This window comes from Pseudoduganella sp. R-34, from assembly GCF_049904655.1.
In the GTDB taxonomy this organism is placed as follows: domain Bacteria; phylum Pseudomonadota; class Gammaproteobacteria; order Burkholderiales; family Burkholderiaceae_D; genus Rugamonas.
The window spans coordinates 6,084,023-6,103,724 of record NZ_CP184572.1 but is presented as its reverse complement, the minus strand read 5'-3'; the positions used below and the strand labels follow the sequence as shown (position 1 = coordinate 6,103,724).

The window sequence follows — 19,702 nt, the reverse complement described above, 5'->3', positions numbered from 1 at the left end:
TTAATTGCTACCCTTGCTCATGGTTCCAAGCAGGCGATCCATGTAGGTTGTCGATTCCGGGAACAGCCTTTTTTCCTCCTGGAATTCAGCCGCAACCAGATCGCTTCGGCCGACCATCGAATACAGCATGCCAAGATGGGCGTGGAAGCCCGGCGGCGCCTTCCTGCCGGCGGCATTCATGCGCTGCAAGTCCTTCTCCAGCGCCGCGATTTGATCGTTCGGGCTCTCACCCTTCAAATGCTGGTACACCTGCGGCTGGTACGAGCCCCACTGGTAAAGATCAGGATTACTGGTGCGGCAGCCGGCGAGCACGCCGGCTGCGAGCATCATGATCGATGCTTTGACGAAGATATGTTTCATGCCCAGCCTGTCCTTATTTGGCGAGCGTCAGTGCGCCGCTTTCGACGCCGGCCACCAAGCGTTCCACCGCCTCGCGCATGGCCAGGTCGAGCACCTTGCCGTTCAGCGTGGCGTCATAGCTGGCGGTGCCGCCAAAGCCGAGCACTTCGCGGTTCGACAGGCTGAATTCGCCGGCGCCGCGCGCCGTATAAACGACTTCGGAGGTTTTGATGTTGACAACATTCAGCGTCACCTTGGCGTACGCTACCTGGGTCTTGCCGCGCCCGGCCAGGCCGAACAACTGCTTGTCGCCCACTTCCTTGCGGCCGAACTCCGTCACATCGCCGGTCACGACGAAGTCGGCGCCCTTGATGGACTGGCCTTCCCGTTTGAAGTCTGCTTCCTGCTTCAACTGCTCCAGGTTATCGCGGTCCAGCACGTTGAAGCGGTTGGTCTCCTGCAGGTGGGAGATCAGGATAGTCTTGGCCTGGCTGCCGAGGCGGTCAACGCCATCGGAAAAGATGCCGCGCTGGAAACTGGAGCGGTTGTCGAAGCGACCCACTGCGATCAGGCTGCGCGGGCCGGCATATGGGCGGCTGGCGCTTGCCACGGTTGCGACTTCGAGGCTGCGCGAATTTTCGGTTGCGCAGCCAAACAGGGCCGAGGTGAGGCATGCGCCGATCAGCAGCGTGCGGGTAGGGAATGCAGCCATATGAGCTCCATGATGATGGTCGCTTGCCATCCGGAATTGTTGACAGAACGACAGGTTTGTAAAGGCGGGAATTATACGTTACTTTCTTTGTAACAAACAAAATTGCTTATCAGCCATTACGCCTGTCCAAGGAGGCATGTACTGAAGGCGCGCGCCGCAGCGGTCATCCGGCGCTGCGGCGTGTAGATCAGTGAGAAGGGCCGGCTGCGGCCCTTCAGTTCCGGCAGTACTTCCACCAGCACCCCGCGTTCAAGCCGGTCCTGTGCAATGAAGCGGAAGGTCTGGCATATGCCCAGGCCTGCCTCCGCCAGCGATACCGTTCCCAACGCATCATCCGTCACTTCAAGCGCCGATGCCGGCGGCCAGTCCAGCTCTTCGCCATCGCGCAGGAATTGCCAGGGGAAGGAGCGCCCCGTGCTTGGCAGCTGGAATGTCAGGCACGCATGCCCTGCCAGCGCATCAAGGTCGCGCGGCATGCCTCGCCGCTTCGCATATGCGGGCGAACAGACCAGCACCAGCTGGGCATCCTCCAGCTTGCGGGCGATCATGCTGCTGTCCTTCAGCGTGCCCTGGCGGATGGCGAAATCGAAATTTTCCGCCGCCAGGTCGACGTTGCGGTTGGTGATGTTCAGCTCCACGCGTACCGATGGATAGCGCTCGGAGAATTGCTGCAGCAGGGCGGGCAGGCGGTAATGGCCGAACGTGGTCGGGGCGCTGATGCGGATGCGGCCGGTGACTTCGCGCCCTTCGGCCTGCACCGCGCGTTCGGCGTCGTCGATCAGGGACAGCGCGGCGCGCGTCTGCTCCAGGTACAGGCGGCCGGCGTCCGTCAGCCCGAGGCTGCGCGTGGTGCGGCGCAGGAGCTGGGTGCCGAGGCGCGCCTCCAGCCGGGCCAGTGCGCGGCTGACGACCGAGGGTGTGGTGGACATGGCGACGGCGGCCGCCGTCAGCGAACCGCGCTCCACGACGGTGACGAAGGTTTCGACGTCGCCCAGGTGGTCGTATTTTCGGCTCATTATTGCCTTTAAGGGAAAAATGGTTTGGTTTTAAGGTAGTTTATCGTTGTTGGAGGTTCGAATAAAGTAGCGCCATCAACTTCCACAAGGAGCAAACCATGATGAAGAAACTGACTGCGATCGCGCTCGCCGCTGCGGCAATGCACGCCAATGCCGGCAACGTGCTGGTCGTCCTGTCCGACGAGGCCACGCTGGACCTCAAAGCCGGCAAGACCTTCCAGACCGGCTTTTACCTCAATGAGCTGATGCAGCCGGTGAAGATGCTGCTGGACGCAGGCCACACGGTGACCTTCGCCACCCCGAACGGCAAGGCGCCGACGCTGGACCAGGGTTCGGTCAACGCCATGTTCTTCGGCGGCGACCAGGCGGCACTGGACGCGCACCGCAAGCTGCTGGAACAGCTGCGCCTGACCGACAGCGCCAATTCGCCAGTGGTCAGCCTGGCGCGCGTGGAGCAGCAGGGCTACGGCAAGTTCGATGCGGTCTACGTTCCTGGCGGCCACGCACCGATGCAGGATCTGCTGGCCAGTCCCGCGCTGGGCAAGGTGCTGGCTGCTTTCCACCAGGACGGCAAGCCGACCGCGCTGGTATGCCACGGTCCGATCGCACTGCTGTCGGCCATGCCTGATGCCAAGGGCTTCGCCATGAAGCTGGCGCAAGGCGCCACGCCCGCCCAGCCGAAATGGATCTACTCCGGCTACAAGGTCACTGTCTTCACCAACGATGAAGAGGAGGCGTCCAAGTCCCAACTGGGCGGCGGCGAAATGAAGTTCTACCCGCAAACCGCGCTGCAGAAGGCTGGCCTGCAGTTTTCCAAGGCTGCCAACTGGCAGGGCAATATGGTGACCGACCGCGAACTGATCACCGGCCAGAATCCTGCGTCGGCACCGCTGGTGGGCAAGGAATTGCTGGCACGCCTTCAAAAGTAATATGATGGGCGCATGAGCTATGCGCCCAATCCCGAAGGACTGCGCTCCGCCTTTGCCGCGGAGCGCTTTACGTTTGAAGAGACCACCATTCAGTTCACGCTGGCCGAAGCTGGCCGGCTGGCAGTCATCTCCGGCAAGATCGCCGCTGGCGACCCGCAGGCCGAAGCCGGGCTGCAGCCGTTTACGCAATGCGTGCCGAACGGCGAATATCCCGTCACGCTGGCGATGGCGGGGTGCGACAACGGCGAGGAGCGCATCGCCTATGCCCGTGTGCAGCTTGCCGACACGCCGGTCGCCCACTGGTACCCAGCGCTGGTCGCGACGCAGGACGCCCGCACGCTCAAGCCGGGTGAGATCTTCGGCTACAGCGTGGAATCGGGCAGCGCCTGTTTCATGGACCCGCAGGCCGGCCCGGATTGCGTCGTCTCTTTTCCAGCCGGCGCAGGCGCCGGCCCGTACGCCTCCTACTTCGGTTATGGCGCGGATGGCCGCGTGGCCAGCCTGGTGACCGACTTCGCGGTGCTTCCCAACGTGCATGACGCAGCGCCAACGGGCCGAAGCTGGTGGAAGCGCCTACTGATTTTCTGGAAGTGACAATCTGCCAGATTTATAGGCACTCCTGCCGGGTAAGATGGCGGCATGGATAACTTGTCGATCAATGAACGCGTCTTATGGAGCGGCGCCCCGCGACAGGGGTTGATGCTGCGCGCTTCCGATTTGCTGATGATTCCATTCAGCCTGATGTGGGGCGGCTTTGCCCTGTTCTGGGAATACTCCGTCTTCAATTCAGCTGCGCCCCTGTTGTTTCGCCTGTGGGGCATCCCCTTCGTGCTGGTCGGGCTTTACATGATTGCCGGCCGCTTTGTGGTCGAAGCGTGGCAACGCGCGTATACCGAGTACGCGGTTACCGATGAACGCATCATCATCCGCTCCGGCATTTTCAAGCGCAGGATGAAAAGCCTGAACTTGCGCGCAATGGGCGAGTTCTCGCTGACCGAAAACCGAAATGGCGAGGGCACCATTGCCTTCGGCATATCAGCTGCGGGAAATATGTTCAGCGGGCTGGCTTCCTGGCCTGGGGTTGAAGAGCTGCCGCGCTTCGACACGATCGCCGAAGCGCGCAAGGTCTACGAAATCATTCGCAGCGCGCACTCCGCGGCTCACCACACGCGACCATTCGGGCAACGTCTGGGTTGAGCAGGTAATTGGTGTGAGCGTGGTCGGGGCGCTCCAGCAGGCCAAGCCATGTCGGCGCATTTGATACCAGCACATTCACCACGTCCACTCCCAGCCCGGCATAGCGTTCGCGCTCCAGCGTATAGGACAGCAGGTCGTTGGGATCGCTGAACGCCACCAGGTTCAGTCTGCCCGTGCTGCTGCTGCGCGGCGCTGGACCCGCGCGGCGCTTCAGCAGGACGGCTCGCAGGCTGTCGGGCGGCTGCACCACGGTTGCCGCCAAGCCTGGCGTGGCGCCTGGCAGCTGCTGGTCGGCCAGCGCAAGCAGGGGAATCTGGTTGGCAGCCATCACCAGGTAGGCCATGTGGTCGATGGTGCTCTGGGCTGCGGCCTCCATGCGCAGCAGGGTATCGAACAGGATCTTGCTGCCAAGGCTGGACGACAGCACCAGCAAGGGCGCGTCCGGCGCGGCATCCCTGGTCGCGTGCAGGATTGCTTGCGCCATGCGCTGCTGGATGGTGTCGCGCGCGACACCCTGGTAGATCAGGGCGTCCGGGATGCAATCGTCCAGCAGCTTGTCCTTGGCCTGTGCATTCAGCTTCGCGCGCGTGGCCGGCAGGCGCGTGCTGAGGTCATAGTCAAGCTGGCGCTTGAGGGCCGTGGTCAGGGACGACCACACCAGGGCCTTGATGCGCAATTCGCCTTGCCGCAAGGTGATGGTGCGCTCGACTATTTCTATGCCATCCGCGCCTGCGATGGCGCGCACCGCGCTGGACGGGCCTGGCGCCCTGGCTTTGAGCGCGCTGCCCAATTGCGCCACCGTTTCATCTGCCCAGCGCGCGTCATGAGTGCACATGCCATGCACCAGCAGCACGTCGACGCTATGCCCCGGCGCCGTGGCGGCAAAGTCCGCCAGGCCGGGAAAGGCGCCATCCGCCTGTGCCGGGCGATAGGGCATCGAGGTGCAGCCGGCGAGCAAGGCGCAAGCCAGCAAGGGAATAAATAGCTTCATGTTCGCCTCCATAAAGGCCCATGATCGGCGCAGATCGCGGCACGGCCTTTGCGCCGGCGCAAAACTGGCAACTTCCGGGGGCTGGGCCTAACATGAAGCATGACCAGCAAACGACAAAGCGAGCGCCTTCCCGCGCTGTATTTTGAGCCGGAGGCGCCGTCCCTCATCCCGCCGCACCTGCGCGCGCCCGGCCAGCCGGGCTACCCGCAGGCGCGTGAGCTTGAACGGCTGCGCCGCAAGCACGTGACGCGCGTGCGGAAACTCAGCCGAAAATAGTCACAGCTCAATCACCTGCGCGCCGCGGCTGTGCATGAACTGCTCAATGCCGTCCACCGTCACGGTCGTAATATGGCCTTGCATGCGCTGGCCCATCGGATGGTCGTCGAAGGCGACGTTGGCGCGGAACATGCGGCCGCCAAGCCGCGTCAGGGCGCCGATTTCCACCGGCTGCGGGCGGAAGCCGGCCTGGCCGAGCCACTGCTGCGCTTCAGCGCGTGTTTCGACGCGGCCGGCATCCGCACTGGCTGCCGCCAGCGTCTCCAGCGCCCACTGGTTGGAGTTCTGGTAGCGCGTCGACCAGGCGTAGGACAGCATGTTGTAGTGCGGCTGGTGCAGGCGTAGCGGCGTGCGCGAAGCCAGCACCTGCGCCAGCCGTTGCTGCACTTCCGGCGCAGGCAGCATCAGCTGCGCCTTGTACTCGTGCACCCCGGACAGGAAGAAGTTCCCCAGGCCATCGTTGAACAGGGCTGAATCGGCCGTGCCGCATTCGTTCAGCAACTGCACCACCACCCAGCGGCCTGCCGGATGATCTCGCCATGCCAGGCCGACGTGGGAATAATGCAAGCCATATTTGGACAGGTCCTGCCCGGCGCGTGCAATCACGGCCACTTGTGCGCCGCTGGCGTCAAGCGCCTGCATGCTGCGCTGGGCCAGGTCCAGGCCGCGTTTCACCTCTTCCACCGACATGGGCTTGTGTTCGCAGCTCTGGCCCGCGTGGGCCGCGCCGGCCATTGCACCGGCCAACGACACTGCAAGGATCAGGCGTCGCATGGCTTAGCTCACCTGGCTGTGATGCAGCAGTGCCTTGCCCGCCTCGTTCGGGATGAAGGCGATCACCTTGCCCGATACTACCAGCGCATGGCCGGCCGACATGGCCACAACGCTGATCGCGGTGCCGGCAACCATCGAGACGCCTTCCAGCGCCTTGCCGCTGAACTGCAAGGTAGCCTTGCTGCCGTCGCCTACCGCTTTGACCACGACCAACACGCTTTCGCCGACCGTCTCGACGGAATCGACTACCGGCGAGTTGCCGGTCATCATTGTCACCACGGATCCCGCCACGACAACCACGGCGGACAGGCCGCCGAGGCTCAGGGCTTGCGAACCATTCACCGCCTGGCTGCTGGCGCAAGCGACAGCAAGCAAGGCAGCGATCAGGGTGCGTTTCATTTTTTGCTCCACAGGTTAAAGGAGCGGCCATCTTGCTGCGTTGCCAGGGGCAGGGCAATTGCTTTGCGCACTGTAGCGCCGCGCCATGCTGGTGGTATCATATTGCGATACTTTATTGCAGGAAATTCAAGCATGTCCAACGTCATCCGCCTGGTCGACGCGCTCAAACGCCAGCTCAAGGCGCGCGGCATCACTTACGCCGCCCTGGGGCAGAAGATCGGTCTTTCCGAACCCAGCATCAAGCGCATGTTCGCAGCCCGCAATTTCACGCTCGACCGGCTGGAGCAGGTATTGGCTGTGCTGGAGATGGACTTTGCCGAACTGGCGCAAGCCAGCGCCGATACGCCGCATTTGATCTCGCAACTCACCTACGCGCAGGAGAAAGAAATCATCAGCGACACCAAGCTGCTGGTGGTGGCCGTGCTGGCGCTGAACCAGGTGCCAATCGAAGAAGTGGTGAAGAACTACAAGATCAGCGCCGCCGAAGCGACGGCCTGCCTGCTAAGGCTCGACAAGATCGGCTTCCTGATGCTCAAGCCGAACAACAAGGTGAAGCTGCTGGTGGCGCGCACTTTCAGCTGGCTGCCGAATGGCCCGATCCAGGGCTTCTTCCGCGACGAAGCGTACAGCGATTATTTCGATAGCCGCTTCGACGGCCATCATGAGGTGCAGCGGCTGGTGAGCGTGATGTTGTCGCAGCAATCGACACGTGCCTTGCTGGATCGCTTGAAGCAGGTGGCGGACGAGTTCTCGCTGCAGCACCAGGATGATGCGCGGCTGCCGTGGGAACAGCGCCGCGCGGTGACCATCATGCTGGCAGCGCGCCCGTGGATACCGAAGGCATTCCGGGCGCTGCTGCGATAGTTTAGAAACGGCGCAGGGAGCGCAGGACAGGCTGCAGCACGTCCGCACCCAGCTTGGCGGAACGGGCGCCGTTCCAGCCAACCAGTTCGTCCGGATCGTTGGCGTTGTCCTTGAACGGCAGTTCCAGGGTCAGCGACAGGCAGCCGAACAGGTGGGTGATGTGCGGCGAACCCATGGTCAACACTTCCGGGGTGTATGGCGAATCAGGATAGCCATGCTCGGACTGGAAGTCCGGCGACGCCAGCTTGAAGTCGGCGATGAACTTGTCCTGGGCGGCCTTCTGCTCCCTGGTGAAGTTCGGCAGGGCATCGCTGCCGGCCACGAAGACGTAAGGCAGGCCTTCGTCGCCGTGCACGTCCAGGAACAAGTCGCAGCCGATTTCCTTCATTTTCTCCTTGACCAAGAAGACTTCCGGCGAGCGCTCCATGGTCGGCTCGTTCCACTCGCGGTTCAGGTTCGCGCCGGCGGCGTTGGTGCGCAGGTTGCCGCGCACGGAGCCGTCCGGGTTCATGTTCGGCACGATGTAGAAGCAGGCATCCTGCAGGCATTGGCGGGCATATGGATTGGCGGCGTCGAGCAGGGCTTCGACCATGCCTTCCACGAACCATTCAGCCATGGTCTCTCCAGGGTGCTGGCGCGCGATGACCCACACCTTCTTTTCGGCTGCCTGGTCGCCGATCACCAGCATGTTCATGTCGCGGCCTTCCACGGTGCTGCCCAGGTCGACCAGTTCGGCCAGCGGGTGCAGTTGCGCGGAGTCCAGCAGGGACAGGTGGCGCTCCCACGAATACGGCTCGAAGTAAGCGTAGTAGATGGAATCGTGTTCCGGCGCGTGCTCGATGGTCATCACTTCGCCATCGAAGGAAGTCGGGACGCGGAACCAGTTGTCGCGGTCGTAGGACGCAACGGCGTTATAGCCCTTCCAGCCCTCGGCATAGGCAGCCTTGCCGGCATTCAGGAAACGGATGGTCAGCGGCACGGCCTGCGCGCCCTGCACACGGAAATAGAACCACTGGATGATGTCCGCATGCGAGTCCTTGCGGATATTGACATCGATATCGCCAGCGGAGGTAACGCTGACCACATCGATGGCGCCAGCGTCGAACTGGCTGCTGATCTTGATAGACATTGTGTGTCCTGTCGGAAAAATGAAGCGCCGTCGCGCGAAGCCCGACATGATACACCGAATGAAAGTCGGGGTCAGGTCTGGCAATCCGCCATTTTGGCGGATTGCCAGACCTGACCCCGACTTTCATCCTGTCAGCCAGGCCCCAGCCGCCAGGTCGTCCGGCAGCTTCATTCCCCAGCGCTGCTCGTATTGGGCCCTGCCCGGCAAACCAGGGGTAAGGACAACAGCAGGCTGGCAATCCCGATAGGCCGGACCATCCTACCTCCACGGTGATCAAGCTGATGATAGCAGGCCGCCGAAGCGCTGGTGGAAGCTGGTTTCGGGTTGCGGGGCGCTTGGATCTTCGCGTTGCAGGGCGGCGAGAATGTGCCTTTCGGCAGGGCCGGAAAGCTGGCGATAGAGCTGGCTGGCCAGTTCGTAGGCGCGGGCGCCGGGCCAGGGCTCGGGCAGCAGTTCGATTGGCAGTTGCGGGTCGTGCAGCTGTACGCGCCGGTAGGCGTGGATCAGCAAAGTGCGCAGCACGAAGGCTTGCTCGGGATCGATTTCGCCTGCCTCGGCCAGCAGGCCGGGCACGGTGCTGAAGTTGGCGACGAACTTCTCATAGCCGGCGGCCACTTCGCTCAGGTCCCAGCCTTCGGCCACCATCTCGCCCAGCGGCCGTGCGCGCAGGCCGGGCACTTCGCTGGCCTGTACCACATATACCTTCTGCAGCAGTCCAAGGCGCGACAGCAGGGCTTCCAGCGCCTCCACATCGCCGGCGGGATGGCCGGCGATGCCGGGCGCGATCACGCTGTAGCCTTCCCATAACAGCTCCTTGCGCAACTGGCTGCGCGCCGGGGCGTCGAGGCCATCGGCGGCCAGCACCAGGGTCCACTGGCCGTTCCAGTGCACATTCAGCGGCGCGTAGATGCGACGAAAGGCGCGGCTGAAGCGGCGCATGGCGTCGGGCGTGATGGCATAGCTGCTGCGGCGGCCGTCGCGCTGGGCGCCCAGCCAGCCTTCCTGCGCCAGGCGGAATACGGAGGTGCGCAGCAGGCGGTCGTTGACGCCGAAGGGAGCCAGCAGTTCGATCAAGCTGCCCGTCCACACCATGCCCCCGTGCGGGACGATGGCGTCGCCGAAGATGGTCATCACCAGCGATTTGGAGCGCGGCGGGTCGCTGGCCAGGAATTCTTCGATCCAGCCATTGATTTTCTGGTTTTTTTGCATAGACCGATTTTATACACTGTCATTGATCTAGATACAGAATTTTTAAATGACACACAAAATTCGTTTGCAAAGCAGTTTTTGTATCGTATTATGAAGCTATCCCGAACAAGGAGGCCCTCCTTATGTACGCACAAATGGTGGAAACTGGCCTGAAAAAGGTCCAGACCGCAGAAGATATGGACGCGCAGGAGCGCGAATTCCAGGCGCGCATCGACGCCGGCATCAAGATCGAGCCAAAGGACTGGATGCCGGAGGCTTACCGCAAGACCCTGATCCGCCAGATTTCCCAGCATGCCCACTCCGAAATTGTTGGACAGTTACCTGAGGGTAACTGGGTGACCCGTGCCCCGACCCTGAAACGCAAATCCATCCTGCTGGCCAAGATCCAGGACGAAGCCGGTCATGGCCTTTACCTGTACAGCGCCGCCGAAACCCTGGGCGTGTCGCGCGACGAATTGCTGGCGGCCCTGCACAGCGGCAAAGCCAAGTACTCGTCCATCTTCAATTACCCGACGCTGAGCTGGGCCGACATGGGCGCCATCGGCTGGCTGGTGGACGGCTCGGCCATCATCAACCAGATCCCGCTGTGCCGCTGCTCTTATGGCCCGTATTCGCGCGCCATGATCCGCGTCTGCAAGGAAGAGTCCTTCCACGCCCGCCAGGGCTACGACATCATGATGTCGCTGGCCAAAGGCACGCCGGAGCAGAAGGCGATGGCGCAGGATGCATTGAACCGCTGGTGGTGGCCGTCGCTGATGATGTTCGGCCCGTCCGACGCGGCCTCAGTCAACAGCGCGCAATCGAGCGCCTGGCGCATCAAGCTGTTCTCCAACGACGAACTGCGCCAGCGCATGGTCGACCAGACCGTGCCGCAAGCAGAATTCCTGGGCCTGACCATCCCCGACCCTGACCTGAAATGGAACGAGGAGCGCGGCTCCTACGACTTCGGCGAAATCGATTGGGAAGAATTCCACCAGGTCCTGAAGGGCAACGGCCCTTGCAACCGCGAGCGCCTGCGCACCCGCGTCAAGGCTTATGAAGACGGCGCATGGTTCCGCGACGCGCTGGTGGCGTACGCCGACAAACACAATAAGGAGCAGGCTGCGGCCTGAGAGGAGACAAGATGAGCAAAGAATGGCCACTGTGGGAAGTCTTCATTCGCAGCCAGCACGGCCTGGCGCACAAGCATGTGGGCAGCCTGCATGCTCCCGATGCGGAGATGGCAATCAACAACGCGCGCGACGTCTACACGCGCCGCAACGAAGGCGTGAGCATCTGGGTGGTGCGCGCTTCCGATATCGTTGCCAGCGCACCGGCCGACAAGGGCCCGCTGTTCGAGCCTTCCAACAGCAAGGTGTACCGCCACCCGACCTTCTTCCCGATGCCGGAAGAAGTGAAGAACCTGTAAGGCTTCCTGCTATGGATAACAAGGTCAATTACCTGCTGCGCCTGGGCGACAACGCCATGGTGCTGAGCCAGCGCCTGTGCGAATTGTGCGGCAAGGGCCCGGCGCTGGAAGAGGACATGGCGCTGTCGAACGTGTCGCTGGACCTGCTGGGCCAGACCCGCATGTGGTACACCTACGCCGCAGAACTGGAAGGCGCGGGCCGCGACGAGGACAAGCTGGCTTACCTGCGCGACGCGCATGACTACAAGAACGTGCTGCTGGTCGAGCAGCCGAACGGCAACTATGCACACACCCTGGTGCGCCAGTTCTTCTTCGATACCTGGCATTACTTCCTGATCGGCGCGCTGACCAAGAGCAGCGACCCGCGCATCGCGGAGATCGCCGAGAAGTCGCTGAAGGAAGTGACCTATCACCTGCGCCGCAGCGGCGACCTGATTGTGCGCCTGGGCGACGGCACCGACGTGTCGCACCAGTTCACGCAGACGGCGATTGACGAACTGTGGATGTACACCGGCGAGGTGTTCAACTACGACGCGGTGGATGAAGCCATGGTTGCGGAAGGCGTTGCGCCCCCGGCTGCCATGCTGCGCGAGCAGTGGCTGTCGCACGTGTCGGATATCCTCGGAGAAGCGACGCTGGCCATGCCAGCGGCCGACGCCTGGATGCAGAAGGGCGGCAAGCAAGGCCGCCATACCGAACACCTGGGCTACCTGCTGGCGGAGATGCAGTTCCTGCAGCGCGCTTACCCGGGTTCGGAGTGGTGATGGACGCAGCGCGTGTCTGGACGCTGCTGGAGCAGGTCTCCGATCCGGAAATCCCTGTGATCTCCGTAGTGGACCTCGGCATCGTGCGTGATGTGCAGGTCACCGGGGCATCGTCCTGCGCGGTCACGATCACGCCGACTTACTCGGGCTGCCCGGCCATGCAAGTGATCGCCGACGCGGTGCAAGGCGCGTTGCACGATGCGGGCATCAGGCAGGTCGACATCATCACCCGCCTGTCGCCCGCCTGGACGACCGACTGGATGAGCGATTCGGGCAAGGCCAAGCTGAAAGGCTACGGCATCGCGCCGCCGGCACAGCGCGTGGTCGACATCAGCGGCCTGCGCGCCCCGCGCCCCTCCGCCGCGCCGTTGGATCCGCTGAAGGCCGGAGTTGCCCGCGGCGCTGTGCCGGCGCCGAAAGTCGTTTGCCCGCACTGCGGCTCCAGCCACACCGAAATCACCAGCCAGTTCGGCTCCACGCCCTGCAAGGCGCTGTACAAGTGCCTCGATTGCCGCGAGCCCTTTGACTACTTCAAGTGCCACTGACACCATGAGCAAATTCTATCCACTGTCCGTCGCCAAGGTGCAGCAGGAGACCCGCGACTGCATCGCCGTCACCTTCGCCGTGCCTGCCGAACTGCAGGAAAGCTTCAAATACCAGCAAGGCCAGCACCTGACCCTGCGCACGAACATCAATAACGAGGACGTGCGCCGCTCGTATTCGATCTGCTCCGCCGTGCAGGACGGCGCGCTGCGCGTGGCGATCAAGCGCACGCCGGGCGGCATGTTCTCGACCTGGGCCAACGAAGCGCTGAAGCCCGGTGCGACCATCGAAGTGATGCCGCCCATGGGCCACTTCAACGTGCCGCTGGATGCGGGGCAGAGCAGGAGTTACCTGGCTTTTGCGGCAGGCAGCGGCATTACGCCTATCCTGTCGATCATCAAAACTACCCTGATGACCGAGCCGACCAGCCGATTTACCCTGTTCTACGGCAATCGCGCTTCCTCGTCCGTGATCTTCAAGACGGAACTGATGGAGCTGAAGGATGCCTATCTTGAACGACTGAACATTGTCTATGTGATGTCGCGCGAGCAGCAGGATATTGAGCTGTTCAACGGCCGCATCACAAAGGAAAAAACCGAGCAGTTCCTGCAGCACTGGATCGACATCAAGGACTACGACACCGCCTTCATCTGCGGACCGGAAGACATGATGCTTGGTGTCTCCGCTGCCCTGCAGGAGGCTGGCATGCCAAAGTCGAACATCAAGATTGAGCTGTTCGCTGCAAGCATTCCAAAGCACCAGCACAAGCCGCGCGTGCAGGCCGATGCAGCACCGCACCTGACGGAAGTCACCGTGATCATGGACGGGAATGCGGCTTCGTTCACCATGGAGAAGGACAAGGAGTCGATCCTGGATGCCGGTTTGCGTGCGGGTCTCGATATGCGTTACTCCTGCAAAGGCGGCGTATGCTCTACCTGCCGCTGCAAGATGGTGGAAGGCAAAGTCGACATGGACGTCAACTACGCGCTGGAAGACTACGAGATTGCACGTGGCTTTGTATTGAGCTGCCAGGCGTTTCCGGTCACTGATAAAGTGATTATTGATTTCGATCAGGCTGAATAAAACCGGAGAACCGGTGTCAGACCCGCAGGGTCCGACACCCGGCCCGCGACCGCCGCGTATCAGTGTCTGACCCTGCGGGTCTGACACTGGTTTACCTGGTTTAAAAAGGAGACATGAATTGAGCTACGAGAACATCAAGTTTGAAATCGCAGAAGGCGTCGCCACCCTGACCCTGAACCGCCCTGATAAGCTGAACAGCTTCACCCAGGCCATGCACCTGGAAGTACGCGAAGCCCTGTCCCAGCTGCGCGCCGACAAATCCGTGCGCGTGCTGGTGCTGACCGGCGCCGGCCGCGGCTTCTGCGCCGGGCAGGACCTGGGCGACCGCGCAGTCGCACCAGGCGGCGCAGCCGTGGACCTCGGCGAATCCGTCGAAAAATTCTACGCCCCACTGGTGCTGGCGCTGCGCGAACTGCCGATGCCCGTCATCTGCGCCGTGAACGGTGTCGCTGCCGGTGCCGGCGCCAACCTGGCCCTGGCCTGCGACATCGTGCTGGCCGCCAAATCCGCCAGCTTCATCGAAGCCTTCTGCAAACTGGGCCTGATCCCGGACACCGGTGGCACCTGGCACCTGCCACGCCTGATCGGCCACGCCCGCGCCACCGGACTCGCCATGCTGGGCGAAAAGCTCTCCGCCGAACGCGCCGAGCAATGGGGCCTGATCTGGAAAGCGGTTCCCGACGAAGAACTGATGAGCGAAGCCATGGCCATGGCCAAGCACTTCGCTACCGCCCCGACCAAGGGACTGGCCTTCACCAAGCACGCGCTGCAAGCCAGCTACGGCAACACCCTGTCCGACCAGCTAAAGCTGGAAGGCGAAATGATGCGCGAGCTTGGCTACAGCCACGACTACCGCGAAGGCGTGGACGCCTTCATCAACAAGCGCACTCCAAACTTCAAGGGGGAATAAGCATGGCGGCTCTGGCGAAAGGCAGTGTCGTTGCCGTCATCGGCAGCGGGGCAATGGGTTCCGGCATCGCGCAGGTCGCAGCGGCTTCCGGCTACACGGTCAAGCTGTTCGACACCCGCGCGGAAGCGGTGGATAAGGCGATTGCCGATATCGGCAAGGTGTACGGCAAGCTGGTTGAAAAGGGCAAGATGTCCGGCGCCGATGCCGACGCCGCGCGTAGCCGCCTGCACGGCGTAGCCGGCCTGGCGGACGTCGCCGATGCAAAGCTGGTAGTGGAAGCCATTGTCGAAAACCTGGACGTCAAGCGCAGCCTGTTCGCCGACCTGGAAGGCATTGTCGGCGATGACGCCATCCTCGCCACCAACACCTCTTCGATCTCTGTGACCGCCATTGCCGCCAAGCTTCGCAAACCGCAGCGCCTGGTCGGCATGCACTTCTTTAACCCGGTGCCGTTGATGGCGCTGGTGGAAGTGATCAGCGGCCTGGCCACCGATGCCGCCGTTGCCGAAACCGTTTACGACACCTCGATCGCCTGGGGCAAGAACCCGGTGCACGCCAAGTCTACGCCGGGCTTCATCGTCAACCGGGTTGCGCGCCCGTACTACGCCGAAGGCTGGCGCCTGCTGAACGAGCAGGCCGCCGATGCCGCCACCATCGATGCGGTGATGCGCGAAGGAGGCGGTTTCCGCATGGGCCCCTTCGAGCTGATGGACCTGATCGGCCACGACGTGAACTACTCCGTCACCGAATCCGTATTCCGTGCCTACTACAGCGACCCGCGCTTCACGCCGTCCGTGCTGCAGCAGGAAATGGTGAACGCGGGCTTCCTGGGCCGCAAGTCCGGTCGCGGCTTCTACGATTACAGTGAAGGCGCGGCAGCACCGCTGCCGCGCTCAGAAGCGCCGCAGCCGCTGCCGGAGTACATCGGCTACAGCTTCGAGCCGGGCGACCACACCGCCATCGCAACCACGATCATCGAGCGCCTGAAGGCGCGGGGCGTTGCCGTCACCAAGCGCAATTCCGCCGAAGGACACCGCTCCTCCGAAGCGCCGGCCTTCCATACCAACGGCGCCGCCATCTACCTGACCGACGGCCGCACCGCCACCCAGCGCGCACGCGACGACAAGCATGACGACATGGTGGTGTACGACCTGGTATTCGACTTCAATGCTTCGCCGCGCATTGCCATCGCGTGCAGCGACCAGTGCAGCCCGCGCGCCATGGCATCGACCATCGGCATGTTCCAGGCTGCCGGCTTCACCGTGACGCGACTGGATGACGTGCCGGGCCTGGCCGTGATGCGCACGGTCGCCATGCTGGCCAACGAAGCGGCCGACGCCGTCAACCAGGGGGTATGCAGCGCGCAGGCGGCCGACCTGGCGATGCAAAAGGGCGTCAACTATCCGCGCGGCCCGCTGGCCTGGGCGGACATGGTGGGCGTCAGGCACATCGTGACAGTGCTGGAGAACCTGGCAAGCAGCTACGGCGAAGACCGCTACCGCGTGTCGCCGCTGCTGCGCCGCCGCGAACAGAGCGGAGCCAGGATCCATGCATGACCCAAAGATGCACCCGCAGGCCCTGGCCGAAGCGGCAGGCGCGGCGATGTTCGCGCGCGATGCCGCCAGCCAGGCCCTCGGCATGAAGTTGGTAGAAATCCGCCCCGGCTATGCGCGCATGACCATGCCGGTGCGGAGCGATATGCTGAACGGGCACCAGACTTGCCACGGCGGCTTTATCTTTGCGTTGGCGGATAGTGCTTTCGCATTCGCGTGCAACAGCCATAACCACACGACGGTTGGCGCGGGCTGCACGATCGACTACCTCGCCCCCGGGCGGATGGATGACTTGCTGACGGCGGAGGCGGTTGAACGAACGCTGATCGGCAAGACCGGCATCTACGATGTCACCGTCAGCAACCAGGAGGGCAAGATGATCGCCACTTTCCGCGGCAAATCGCACCGCGTCGCCGGAGAGGTGGTTCCAACCCATAGCTAGTTGATGGAGGTAGCACCGTGGTCCAACGCATTCCCGCCCCTTCCGACCTGGAGCCGATCGAGCGCGCCAGCCGTGACGAATTGCAGGCGCTCCAGCTGGAACGCCTGAAATGGTCGCTGATGCACGCTTACGAGAACGTGCCGCACTACCGCAAGGCCTTTGACGAGAAGGGTGTGCATCCGAACGACCTGAAGTCCCTGTCCGACCTGGCCAGGTTCCCGTTCACGGACAAGAAGACCCTGCGCGACAACTATCCCTTCGGACTGTTTGCCGTGCCGCGCGAAAAAGTCGTGCGCGTGCATGCCTCCAGCGGCACTACAGGCAAGCCAACCGTGGTGGGCTACACCCAGCGCGATATCGACATGTGGGCCGACGTGGTGGCCCGTTCCATCCGCGCAGCGGGCGGCCGCGCCGGCGACATGGTGCACATCTCCTACGGCTACGGCCTGTTCACCGGCGGCCTGGGCGCGCACTATGGCGCTGAACGCCTGGGCTGCACCGTGATTCCGATGTCCGGCGGACAGACCGAAAAGCAGGTACAGCTGATCCAGGACTTCAAGCCATCGATCATCATGGTCACGCCGTCCTACATGTTGAACATCGTCGAGGAATTCCAGCGCCAGGGACTGGACTGCGCCAAGTCCTCGCTGCAGGTGGGCATCTTCGGCGCCGAGCCTTGGACCAACGCCATGCGCGGAGAGATCGAACGGCGTGCCGGCATCGACGCGGTAGACATCTACGGCCTGTCGGAAGTGATCGGCCCAGGCGTCGCCAGCGAGTGCATCGAATCGAAAGACGGCCCGGTGATCTGGGAGGACCATTTCTACCCCGAGATCATCGACCCGGAGACAGGGGAAGTGCTGCCCGATGGCGAAGAGGGCGAACTGGTGTTCACTTCCCTGAGCAAGGAAGCCATGCCGGTGATCCGCTACCGCACGCGCGACCTCACGCGACTGCTGCCGCCGACTTCGCGCGCCATGCGCCGCATCGGCAAAATCACCGGCCGCTCGGACGACATGCTGATCATCCGCGGGGTGAACGTGTTCCCGACCCAGATCGAGGAGCAGATCTGCAAGCTGCCCAAGCTCGAACCGCAATACCAGCTGGTGGTAACCCGCGACGGCCACCTCGACAAGCTGGAAGTGCTGGTGGAGCAGCGCGCCGGACTGGCGCGCGCCGACGCAGGCGATGTCGCGCGCGAACTGGAACAGCGTATCAAGACCAATGTCGGCGTGAGCACCACCGTCACGCTGGTCGGCGTGGGCGGCATCGAACGCACCGCGACCGGCAAGGCCAAAAGAGTAATCGATAAACGACCCAAGGAATAATAATGACCGAAGCATTCATCTGCGACGCCGTTCGCACACCGTTCGGCCGCTACGGCGGCGCACTGGCAGGCGTGCGCGCCGACGACCTGGCTGCCATCCCGATCGCAGCGCTGATGGCGCGCAATCCTTCCGTCGACTGGAAACAGGTGGACGATGTCTATTACGGCTGCGCCAACGGCGCCGGCGAAGACAACCGCAACGTGGGCCGCATGGCCGGCTTGCTGGCCGGCCTGCCGGTGGAGGTGCCGGGCAACACCATCAACCGCCTGTGCGGTTCTTCGCTGGACGCAGTCGGCATCGCGGCCCGCGCCATCAAGTCGGGCGAGGCGCAACTGGTGATTGCGGGCGGCGTGGAAAGCATGACCCGCGCGCCTTTCGTCATGGGCAAGGCCGACAGCGCGTTCTCCCGCAGCGCGAAGATCGAAGACACCACCATCGGCTGGCGCTTCGTGAACCCGCTGATGAAGGCGCAGTACGGCATTGACTCGATGCCGGAGACCGCGGAGAACGTGGCCGAGCAATGGTCCGTCGCACGCGCCGACCAGGATGCCTTCGCCATCCGCAGCCAGCAGCGCTGGGCAGCCGCCCATGCCGCCGGCTTTTTCAAGGGCGAGATCGTGCCTGTCACCATCGCGCAGAAAAAAGGCGAACCCAAGGTGATCGACACCGACGAACACCCGCGTCCGGACACCACCATTGAGGCGCTGGCCAAGCTGAAAGGCGTGGTCAAGCCCGATGGTACGGTCACCGCCGGCAATGCCTCCGGCGTGAACGACGGCGCCTGCGCATTGCTGCTGGCATCCGCCGCTGCAGTCGACAAATTCGGTCTGAAGCCGCGCGCCAAGGTGCTGGGCATGGCGACCGCCGGCCTGGCGCCGCGCATCATGGGCTTCGGTCCATCGCCGGCCAGCAAGAAGCTGCTGGCGCAACTGGGCATGACCATCGAACAGATGGACGTGATCGAATTGAACGAAGCCTTTGCCGCGCAGGGCCTGGCAGTGACCCGCGACCTGGGACTGAAGGACGGCGACGCCCGCGTCAACCCGAACGGCGGTGCGATTGCTATCGGCCACCCGCTGGGCGCCTCGGGTGCGCGCCTGGTGACCACCGCGCTGAACCAGCTCGAACGCACCGGCGGCCGCTACGCGCTGTGCACCATGTGCATCGGCGTAGGCCAGGGCATCGCGCTGGTGATCGAGCGAGTCTGACCATGCCTTGCTACGAGATCAATGGCGTGCGGCCTGTGGTCCATCCTACGGCCTATGTGCACCCGACCGCGGTGCTAATCGGCGACGTGATTGTCGGCCCGCGCTGCTACGTGGCGCCGCTGGCATCGCTGCGCGGCGATTTCGGGCGCCTGATCCTGGAAGAGGGCGCCAACGTGCAGGACACCTGCGTGATGCACGGTTTCCCCGGCGGCGACACGGTGGTCGAGCAGGATGGCCATATCGGCCACGGCGCAGTGCTGCACGGCTGCCGCATCGGCCGCAATGCCTTGGTGGGCATGAACGCGGTGGTGATGGATAACGCGGTGGTGGGCGCAGAGAGCATCGTCGGCGCAGCAGCCTTCGTCAAAGCCGGCATGGAAATCCCGCCGCGCAGCATGGTGGTCGGCGCGCCGGCCAAGATCCTGCGCCAGGTCAGCGACAGCGAAATCGCCTGGAAGACGCTGGGCACCGGCCAGTATCACGAGCTGGCCGTGCGCTCGATGCAGACGATGGTGGAGTGCCAGCCAGACACCGAGGCTGCCCCTGGCCGCCAGCGCATGCAATGGGACACTTCGCTGCCTATGCACCTGCACAAGCAAGCATTCGACAATAAACAGTAATCGGAGAC

The 19,702-nt window shown here is 63.3% G+C and carries 24 protein-coding genes; 16 read left to right on the top strand and 8 right to left on the bottom strand.

Going from position 1 to position 19,702, the window contains the following annotated elements; all coding sequences use genetic code 11:
- From ACN9MW_RS28050 to ACN9MW_RS28040, 3 genes are all read right to left on the bottom strand, one after another.
- Complete coding sequence (locus tag ACN9MW_RS28050; RefSeq protein WP_426165084.1) at positions 1-360, bottom strand: DUF4810 domain-containing protein; 360 nt, start codon at positions 358-360, stop codon at positions 1-3.
- Between the two features lie 13 nt (positions 361-373).
- A complete protein-coding gene (locus ACN9MW_RS28045; RefSeq protein ID WP_426165082.1) occupies positions 374-1,051 on the bottom strand; it encodes a CsgG/HfaB family protein in 678 nt (225 codons plus the stop codon).
- A 116-nt stretch (positions 1,052-1,167) separates the two neighbouring features.
- Positions 1,168-2,067 (bottom strand): LysR family transcriptional regulator, encoded by a 900-nt coding sequence (locus tag ACN9MW_RS28040; RefSeq protein WP_426165080.1) that lies wholly within the window; start codon positions 2,065-2,067, stop codon positions 1,168-1,170.
- Positions 2,068-2,165: 98 nt separating this feature from the next.
- Here ACN9MW_RS28040 and ACN9MW_RS28035 point away from each other — a divergent pair, with 98 nt between their 5' ends.
- From ACN9MW_RS28035 to ACN9MW_RS28025, 3 genes are read left to right on the top strand one after another with little or no spacing between them, the layout of a single operon-like run.
- Positions 2,166-2,996: a type 1 glutamine amidotransferase domain-containing protein gene (locus ACN9MW_RS28035; protein ID WP_426165078.1), complete on the top strand. Its 831-nt coding sequence runs from the start codon at positions 2,166-2,168 to the stop codon at positions 2,994-2,996.
- A gap of 12 nt (positions 2,997-3,008) precedes the next feature.
- The gene (locus ACN9MW_RS28030; RefSeq protein WP_426165076.1) at positions 3,009-3,590 is read left to right on the top strand and encodes a DUF4241 domain-containing protein; all 582 of its coding nucleotides are present in this window, start codon (positions 3,009-3,011) and stop codon (positions 3,588-3,590) included.
- 45 nt (positions 3,591-3,635) lie between these two features.
- Positions 3,636-4,193, top strand: a complete 558-nt coding sequence (locus tag ACN9MW_RS28025) for a PH domain-containing protein (protein ID WP_426165074.1) — start codon at positions 3,636-3,638, stop codon at positions 4,191-4,193.
- Here the strand turns inward: ACN9MW_RS28025 and ACN9MW_RS28020 are convergent.
- The gene (locus ACN9MW_RS28020) at positions 4,132-5,184 is read right to left on the bottom strand and encodes a hypothetical protein (protein WP_426165072.1); all 1,053 of its coding nucleotides are present in this window, start codon (positions 5,182-5,184) and stop codon (positions 4,132-4,134) included. The genes ACN9MW_RS28025 and ACN9MW_RS28020 overlap by 62 nt on opposite strands.
- Before the next feature lie 99 nt (positions 5,185-5,283).
- Between ACN9MW_RS28020 and ACN9MW_RS28015 the strand changes: the two genes are divergently transcribed.
- On the top strand, positions 5,284-5,460 hold the full coding sequence (locus ACN9MW_RS28015) for a hypothetical protein (protein ID WP_426165070.1): 177 nt from the start codon (positions 5,284-5,286) through the stop codon (positions 5,458-5,460).
- On the opposite strand, the gene ACN9MW_RS28010 is transcribed toward ACN9MW_RS28015, so the two are convergent.
- Together ACN9MW_RS28010 and ACN9MW_RS28005 are read right to left on the bottom strand one after the other, a co-directional pair.
- Positions 5,461-6,234: a DUF2145 domain-containing protein gene (locus ACN9MW_RS28010; protein WP_426165068.1), complete on the bottom strand. Its 774-nt coding sequence runs from the start codon at positions 6,232-6,234 to the stop codon at positions 5,461-5,463. It lies immediately after the preceding gene.
- 3 nt (positions 6,235-6,237) lie between these two features.
- Positions 6,238-6,633, bottom strand: a complete 396-nt coding sequence (locus ACN9MW_RS28005) for a hypothetical protein (protein ID WP_426165066.1) — start codon at positions 6,631-6,633, stop codon at positions 6,238-6,240.
- Between the two features lie 132 nt (positions 6,634-6,765).
- On the opposite strand from ACN9MW_RS28005, the gene ACN9MW_RS28000 reads away from it, so the two are divergent.
- Positions 6,766-7,497 carry a helix-turn-helix domain-containing protein gene (locus ACN9MW_RS28000; RefSeq protein WP_426165064.1) on the top strand — a complete coding sequence of 244 codons (732 nt, stop codon included), beginning with the start codon at positions 6,766-6,768 and terminating at the stop codon, positions 7,495-7,497.
- 1 nt (position 7,498) lies between these two features.
- On the opposite strand, the gene ACN9MW_RS27995 is transcribed toward ACN9MW_RS28000, so the two are convergent.
- Entirely contained in the window at positions 7,499-8,626 is a 1,128-nt protein-coding gene (locus tag ACN9MW_RS27995; RefSeq protein WP_426165062.1) for a M14 family metallopeptidase, read from the bottom strand.
- A 273-nt stretch (positions 8,627-8,899) separates the two neighbouring features.
- The gene (gene paaX, locus ACN9MW_RS27990) at positions 8,900-9,835 is read right to left on the bottom strand and encodes a phenylacetic acid degradation operon negative regulatory protein PaaX (protein ID WP_426165060.1); all 936 of its coding nucleotides are present in this window, start codon (positions 9,833-9,835) and stop codon (positions 8,900-8,902) included.
- Positions 9,836-9,957: 122 nt separating this feature from the next.
- Here paaX and paaA point away from each other — a divergent pair, with 122 nt between their 5' ends.
- From paaA to paaY, 11 genes are all read left to right on the top strand, one after another.
- Positions 9,958-10,947, top strand: coding sequence for a 1,2-phenylacetyl-CoA epoxidase subunit PaaA (paaA, locus tag ACN9MW_RS27985; RefSeq protein ID WP_426165058.1), 990 nt, complete (start codon positions 9,958-9,960; stop codon positions 10,945-10,947).
- Between the two features lie 11 nt (positions 10,948-10,958).
- Positions 10,959-11,243, top strand: coding sequence for a 1,2-phenylacetyl-CoA epoxidase subunit PaaB (gene paaB, locus ACN9MW_RS27980; RefSeq protein ID WP_057260923.1), 285 nt, complete (start codon positions 10,959-10,961; stop codon positions 11,241-11,243).
- 11 nt (positions 11,244-11,254) lie between these two features.
- Positions 11,255-12,007, top strand: coding sequence for a 1,2-phenylacetyl-CoA epoxidase subunit PaaC (gene paaC / locus ACN9MW_RS27975; protein WP_426165055.1), 753 nt, complete (start codon positions 11,255-11,257; stop codon positions 12,005-12,007).
- Positions 12,007-12,552: a 1,2-phenylacetyl-CoA epoxidase subunit PaaD gene (gene paaD / locus ACN9MW_RS27970; RefSeq protein WP_426165053.1), complete on the top strand. Its 546-nt coding sequence runs from the start codon at positions 12,007-12,009 to the stop codon at positions 12,550-12,552. Before paaC ends, paaD begins: the two co-directional genes overlap by 1 nt.
- Before the next feature lie 4 nt (positions 12,553-12,556).
- Positions 12,557-13,633 carry a 1,2-phenylacetyl-CoA epoxidase subunit PaaE gene (paaE, locus tag ACN9MW_RS27965; RefSeq protein ID WP_426165051.1) on the top strand — a complete coding sequence of 359 codons (1,077 nt, stop codon included), beginning with the start codon at positions 12,557-12,559 and terminating at the stop codon, positions 13,631-13,633.
- A gap of 118 nt (positions 13,634-13,751) precedes the next feature.
- Positions 13,752-14,543, top strand: a complete 792-nt coding sequence (gene paaG, locus ACN9MW_RS27960) for a 2-(1,2-epoxy-1,2-dihydrophenyl)acetyl-CoA isomerase PaaG (protein ID WP_426165049.1) — start codon at positions 13,752-13,754, stop codon at positions 14,541-14,543.
- Between the two features lie 2 nt (positions 14,544-14,545).
- Positions 14,546-16,099, top strand: coding sequence for a 3-hydroxyacyl-CoA dehydrogenase PaaH (paaH, locus tag ACN9MW_RS27955; protein WP_426165047.1), 1,554 nt, complete (start codon positions 14,546-14,548; stop codon positions 16,097-16,099).
- Positions 16,092-16,538: a hydroxyphenylacetyl-CoA thioesterase PaaI gene (gene paaI, locus ACN9MW_RS27950; RefSeq protein WP_426165045.1), complete on the top strand. Its 447-nt coding sequence runs from the start codon at positions 16,092-16,094 to the stop codon at positions 16,536-16,538. The genes paaH and paaI overlap by 8 nt, the downstream gene beginning before the upstream one ends.
- Positions 16,539-16,555: 17 nt before the next feature.
- Positions 16,556-17,866: a phenylacetate--CoA ligase PaaK gene (gene paaK / locus ACN9MW_RS27945; RefSeq protein WP_426165043.1), complete on the top strand. Its 1,311-nt coding sequence runs from the start codon at positions 16,556-16,558 to the stop codon at positions 17,864-17,866.
- A 2-nt stretch (positions 17,867-17,868) separates the two neighbouring features.
- On the top strand, positions 17,869-19,074 hold the full coding sequence (pcaF, locus tag ACN9MW_RS27940; protein WP_426165041.1) for a 3-oxoadipyl-CoA thiolase: 1,206 nt from the start codon (positions 17,869-17,871) through the stop codon (positions 19,072-19,074).
- Positions 19,075-19,076: 2 nt separating this feature from the next.
- Positions 19,077-19,694: a phenylacetic acid degradation protein PaaY gene (gene paaY, locus ACN9MW_RS27935; protein ID WP_426165039.1), complete on the top strand. Its 618-nt coding sequence runs from the start codon at positions 19,077-19,079 to the stop codon at positions 19,692-19,694.
- Positions 19,695-19,702: the final 8 nt, after the last annotated feature.

Bases quoted from the DNA above. Each gene is read 5' to 3' on its own strand.
- ACN9MW_RS28050 (WP_426165084.1), bottom strand. From the start codon at position 360: ATGAAACATATCTTCGTCAAAGCATCGATCATGATGCTCGCAGCCGGC.
- ACN9MW_RS28045 (WP_426165082.1), bottom strand. From the start codon at position 1,051: ATGGCTGCATTCCCTACCCGCACGCTGCTGATCGGCGCATGCCTCACC.
- ACN9MW_RS28040 (WP_426165080.1), bottom strand. From the start codon at position 2,067: ATGAGCCGAAAATACGACCACCTGGGCGACGTCGAAACCTTCGTCACC.
- ACN9MW_RS28035 (WP_426165078.1), top strand. From the start codon at position 2,166: ATGATGAAGAAACTGACTGCGATCGCGCTCGCCGCTGCGGCAATGCAC.
- ACN9MW_RS28030 (WP_426165076.1), top strand. From the start codon at position 3,009: ATGAGCTATGCGCCCAATCCCGAAGGACTGCGCTCCGCCTTTGCCGCG.
- ACN9MW_RS28025 (WP_426165074.1), top strand. From the start codon at position 3,636: ATGGATAACTTGTCGATCAATGAACGCGTCTTATGGAGCGGCGCCCCG.
- ACN9MW_RS28020 (WP_426165072.1), bottom strand. From the start codon at position 5,184: ATGAAGCTATTTATTCCCTTGCTGGCTTGCGCCTTGCTCGCCGGCTGC.
- ACN9MW_RS28015 (WP_426165070.1), top strand. From the start codon at position 5,284: ATGACCAGCAAACGACAAAGCGAGCGCCTTCCCGCGCTGTATTTTGAG.
- ACN9MW_RS28010 (WP_426165068.1), bottom strand. From the start codon at position 6,234: ATGCGACGCCTGATCCTTGCAGTGTCGTTGGCCGGTGCAATGGCCGGC.
- ACN9MW_RS28005 (WP_426165066.1), bottom strand. From the start codon at position 6,633: ATGAAACGCACCCTGATCGCTGCCTTGCTTGCTGTCGCTTGCGCCAGC.
- ACN9MW_RS28000 (WP_426165064.1), top strand. From the start codon at position 6,766: ATGTCCAACGTCATCCGCCTGGTCGACGCGCTCAAACGCCAGCTCAAG.
- ACN9MW_RS27995 (WP_426165062.1), bottom strand. From the start codon at position 8,626: ATGTCTATCAAGATCAGCAGCCAGTTCGACGCTGGCGCCATCGATGTG.
- paaX (WP_426165060.1), bottom strand. From the start codon at position 9,835: ATGCAAAAAAACCAGAAAATCAATGGCTGGATCGAAGAATTCCTGGCC.
- paaA (WP_426165058.1), top strand. From the start codon at position 9,958: ATGTACGCACAAATGGTGGAAACTGGCCTGAAAAAGGTCCAGACCGCA.
- paaB (WP_057260923.1), top strand. From the start codon at position 10,959: ATGAGCAAAGAATGGCCACTGTGGGAAGTCTTCATTCGCAGCCAGCAC.
- paaC (WP_426165055.1), top strand. From the start codon at position 11,255: ATGGATAACAAGGTCAATTACCTGCTGCGCCTGGGCGACAACGCCATG.
- paaD (WP_426165053.1), top strand. From the start codon at position 12,007: ATGGACGCAGCGCGTGTCTGGACGCTGCTGGAGCAGGTCTCCGATCCG.
- paaE (WP_426165051.1), top strand. From the start codon at position 12,557: ATGAGCAAATTCTATCCACTGTCCGTCGCCAAGGTGCAGCAGGAGACC.
- paaH (WP_426165047.1), top strand. From the start codon at position 14,546: ATGGCGGCTCTGGCGAAAGGCAGTGTCGTTGCCGTCATCGGCAGCGGG.
- paaI (WP_426165045.1), top strand. From the start codon at position 16,092: ATGCATGACCCAAAGATGCACCCGCAGGCCCTGGCCGAAGCGGCAGGC.
- pcaF (WP_426165041.1), top strand. From the start codon at position 17,869: ATGACCGAAGCATTCATCTGCGACGCCGTTCGCACACCGTTCGGCCGC.
- paaY (WP_426165039.1), top strand. From the start codon at position 19,077: ATGCCTTGCTACGAGATCAATGGCGTGCGGCCTGTGGTCCATCCTACG.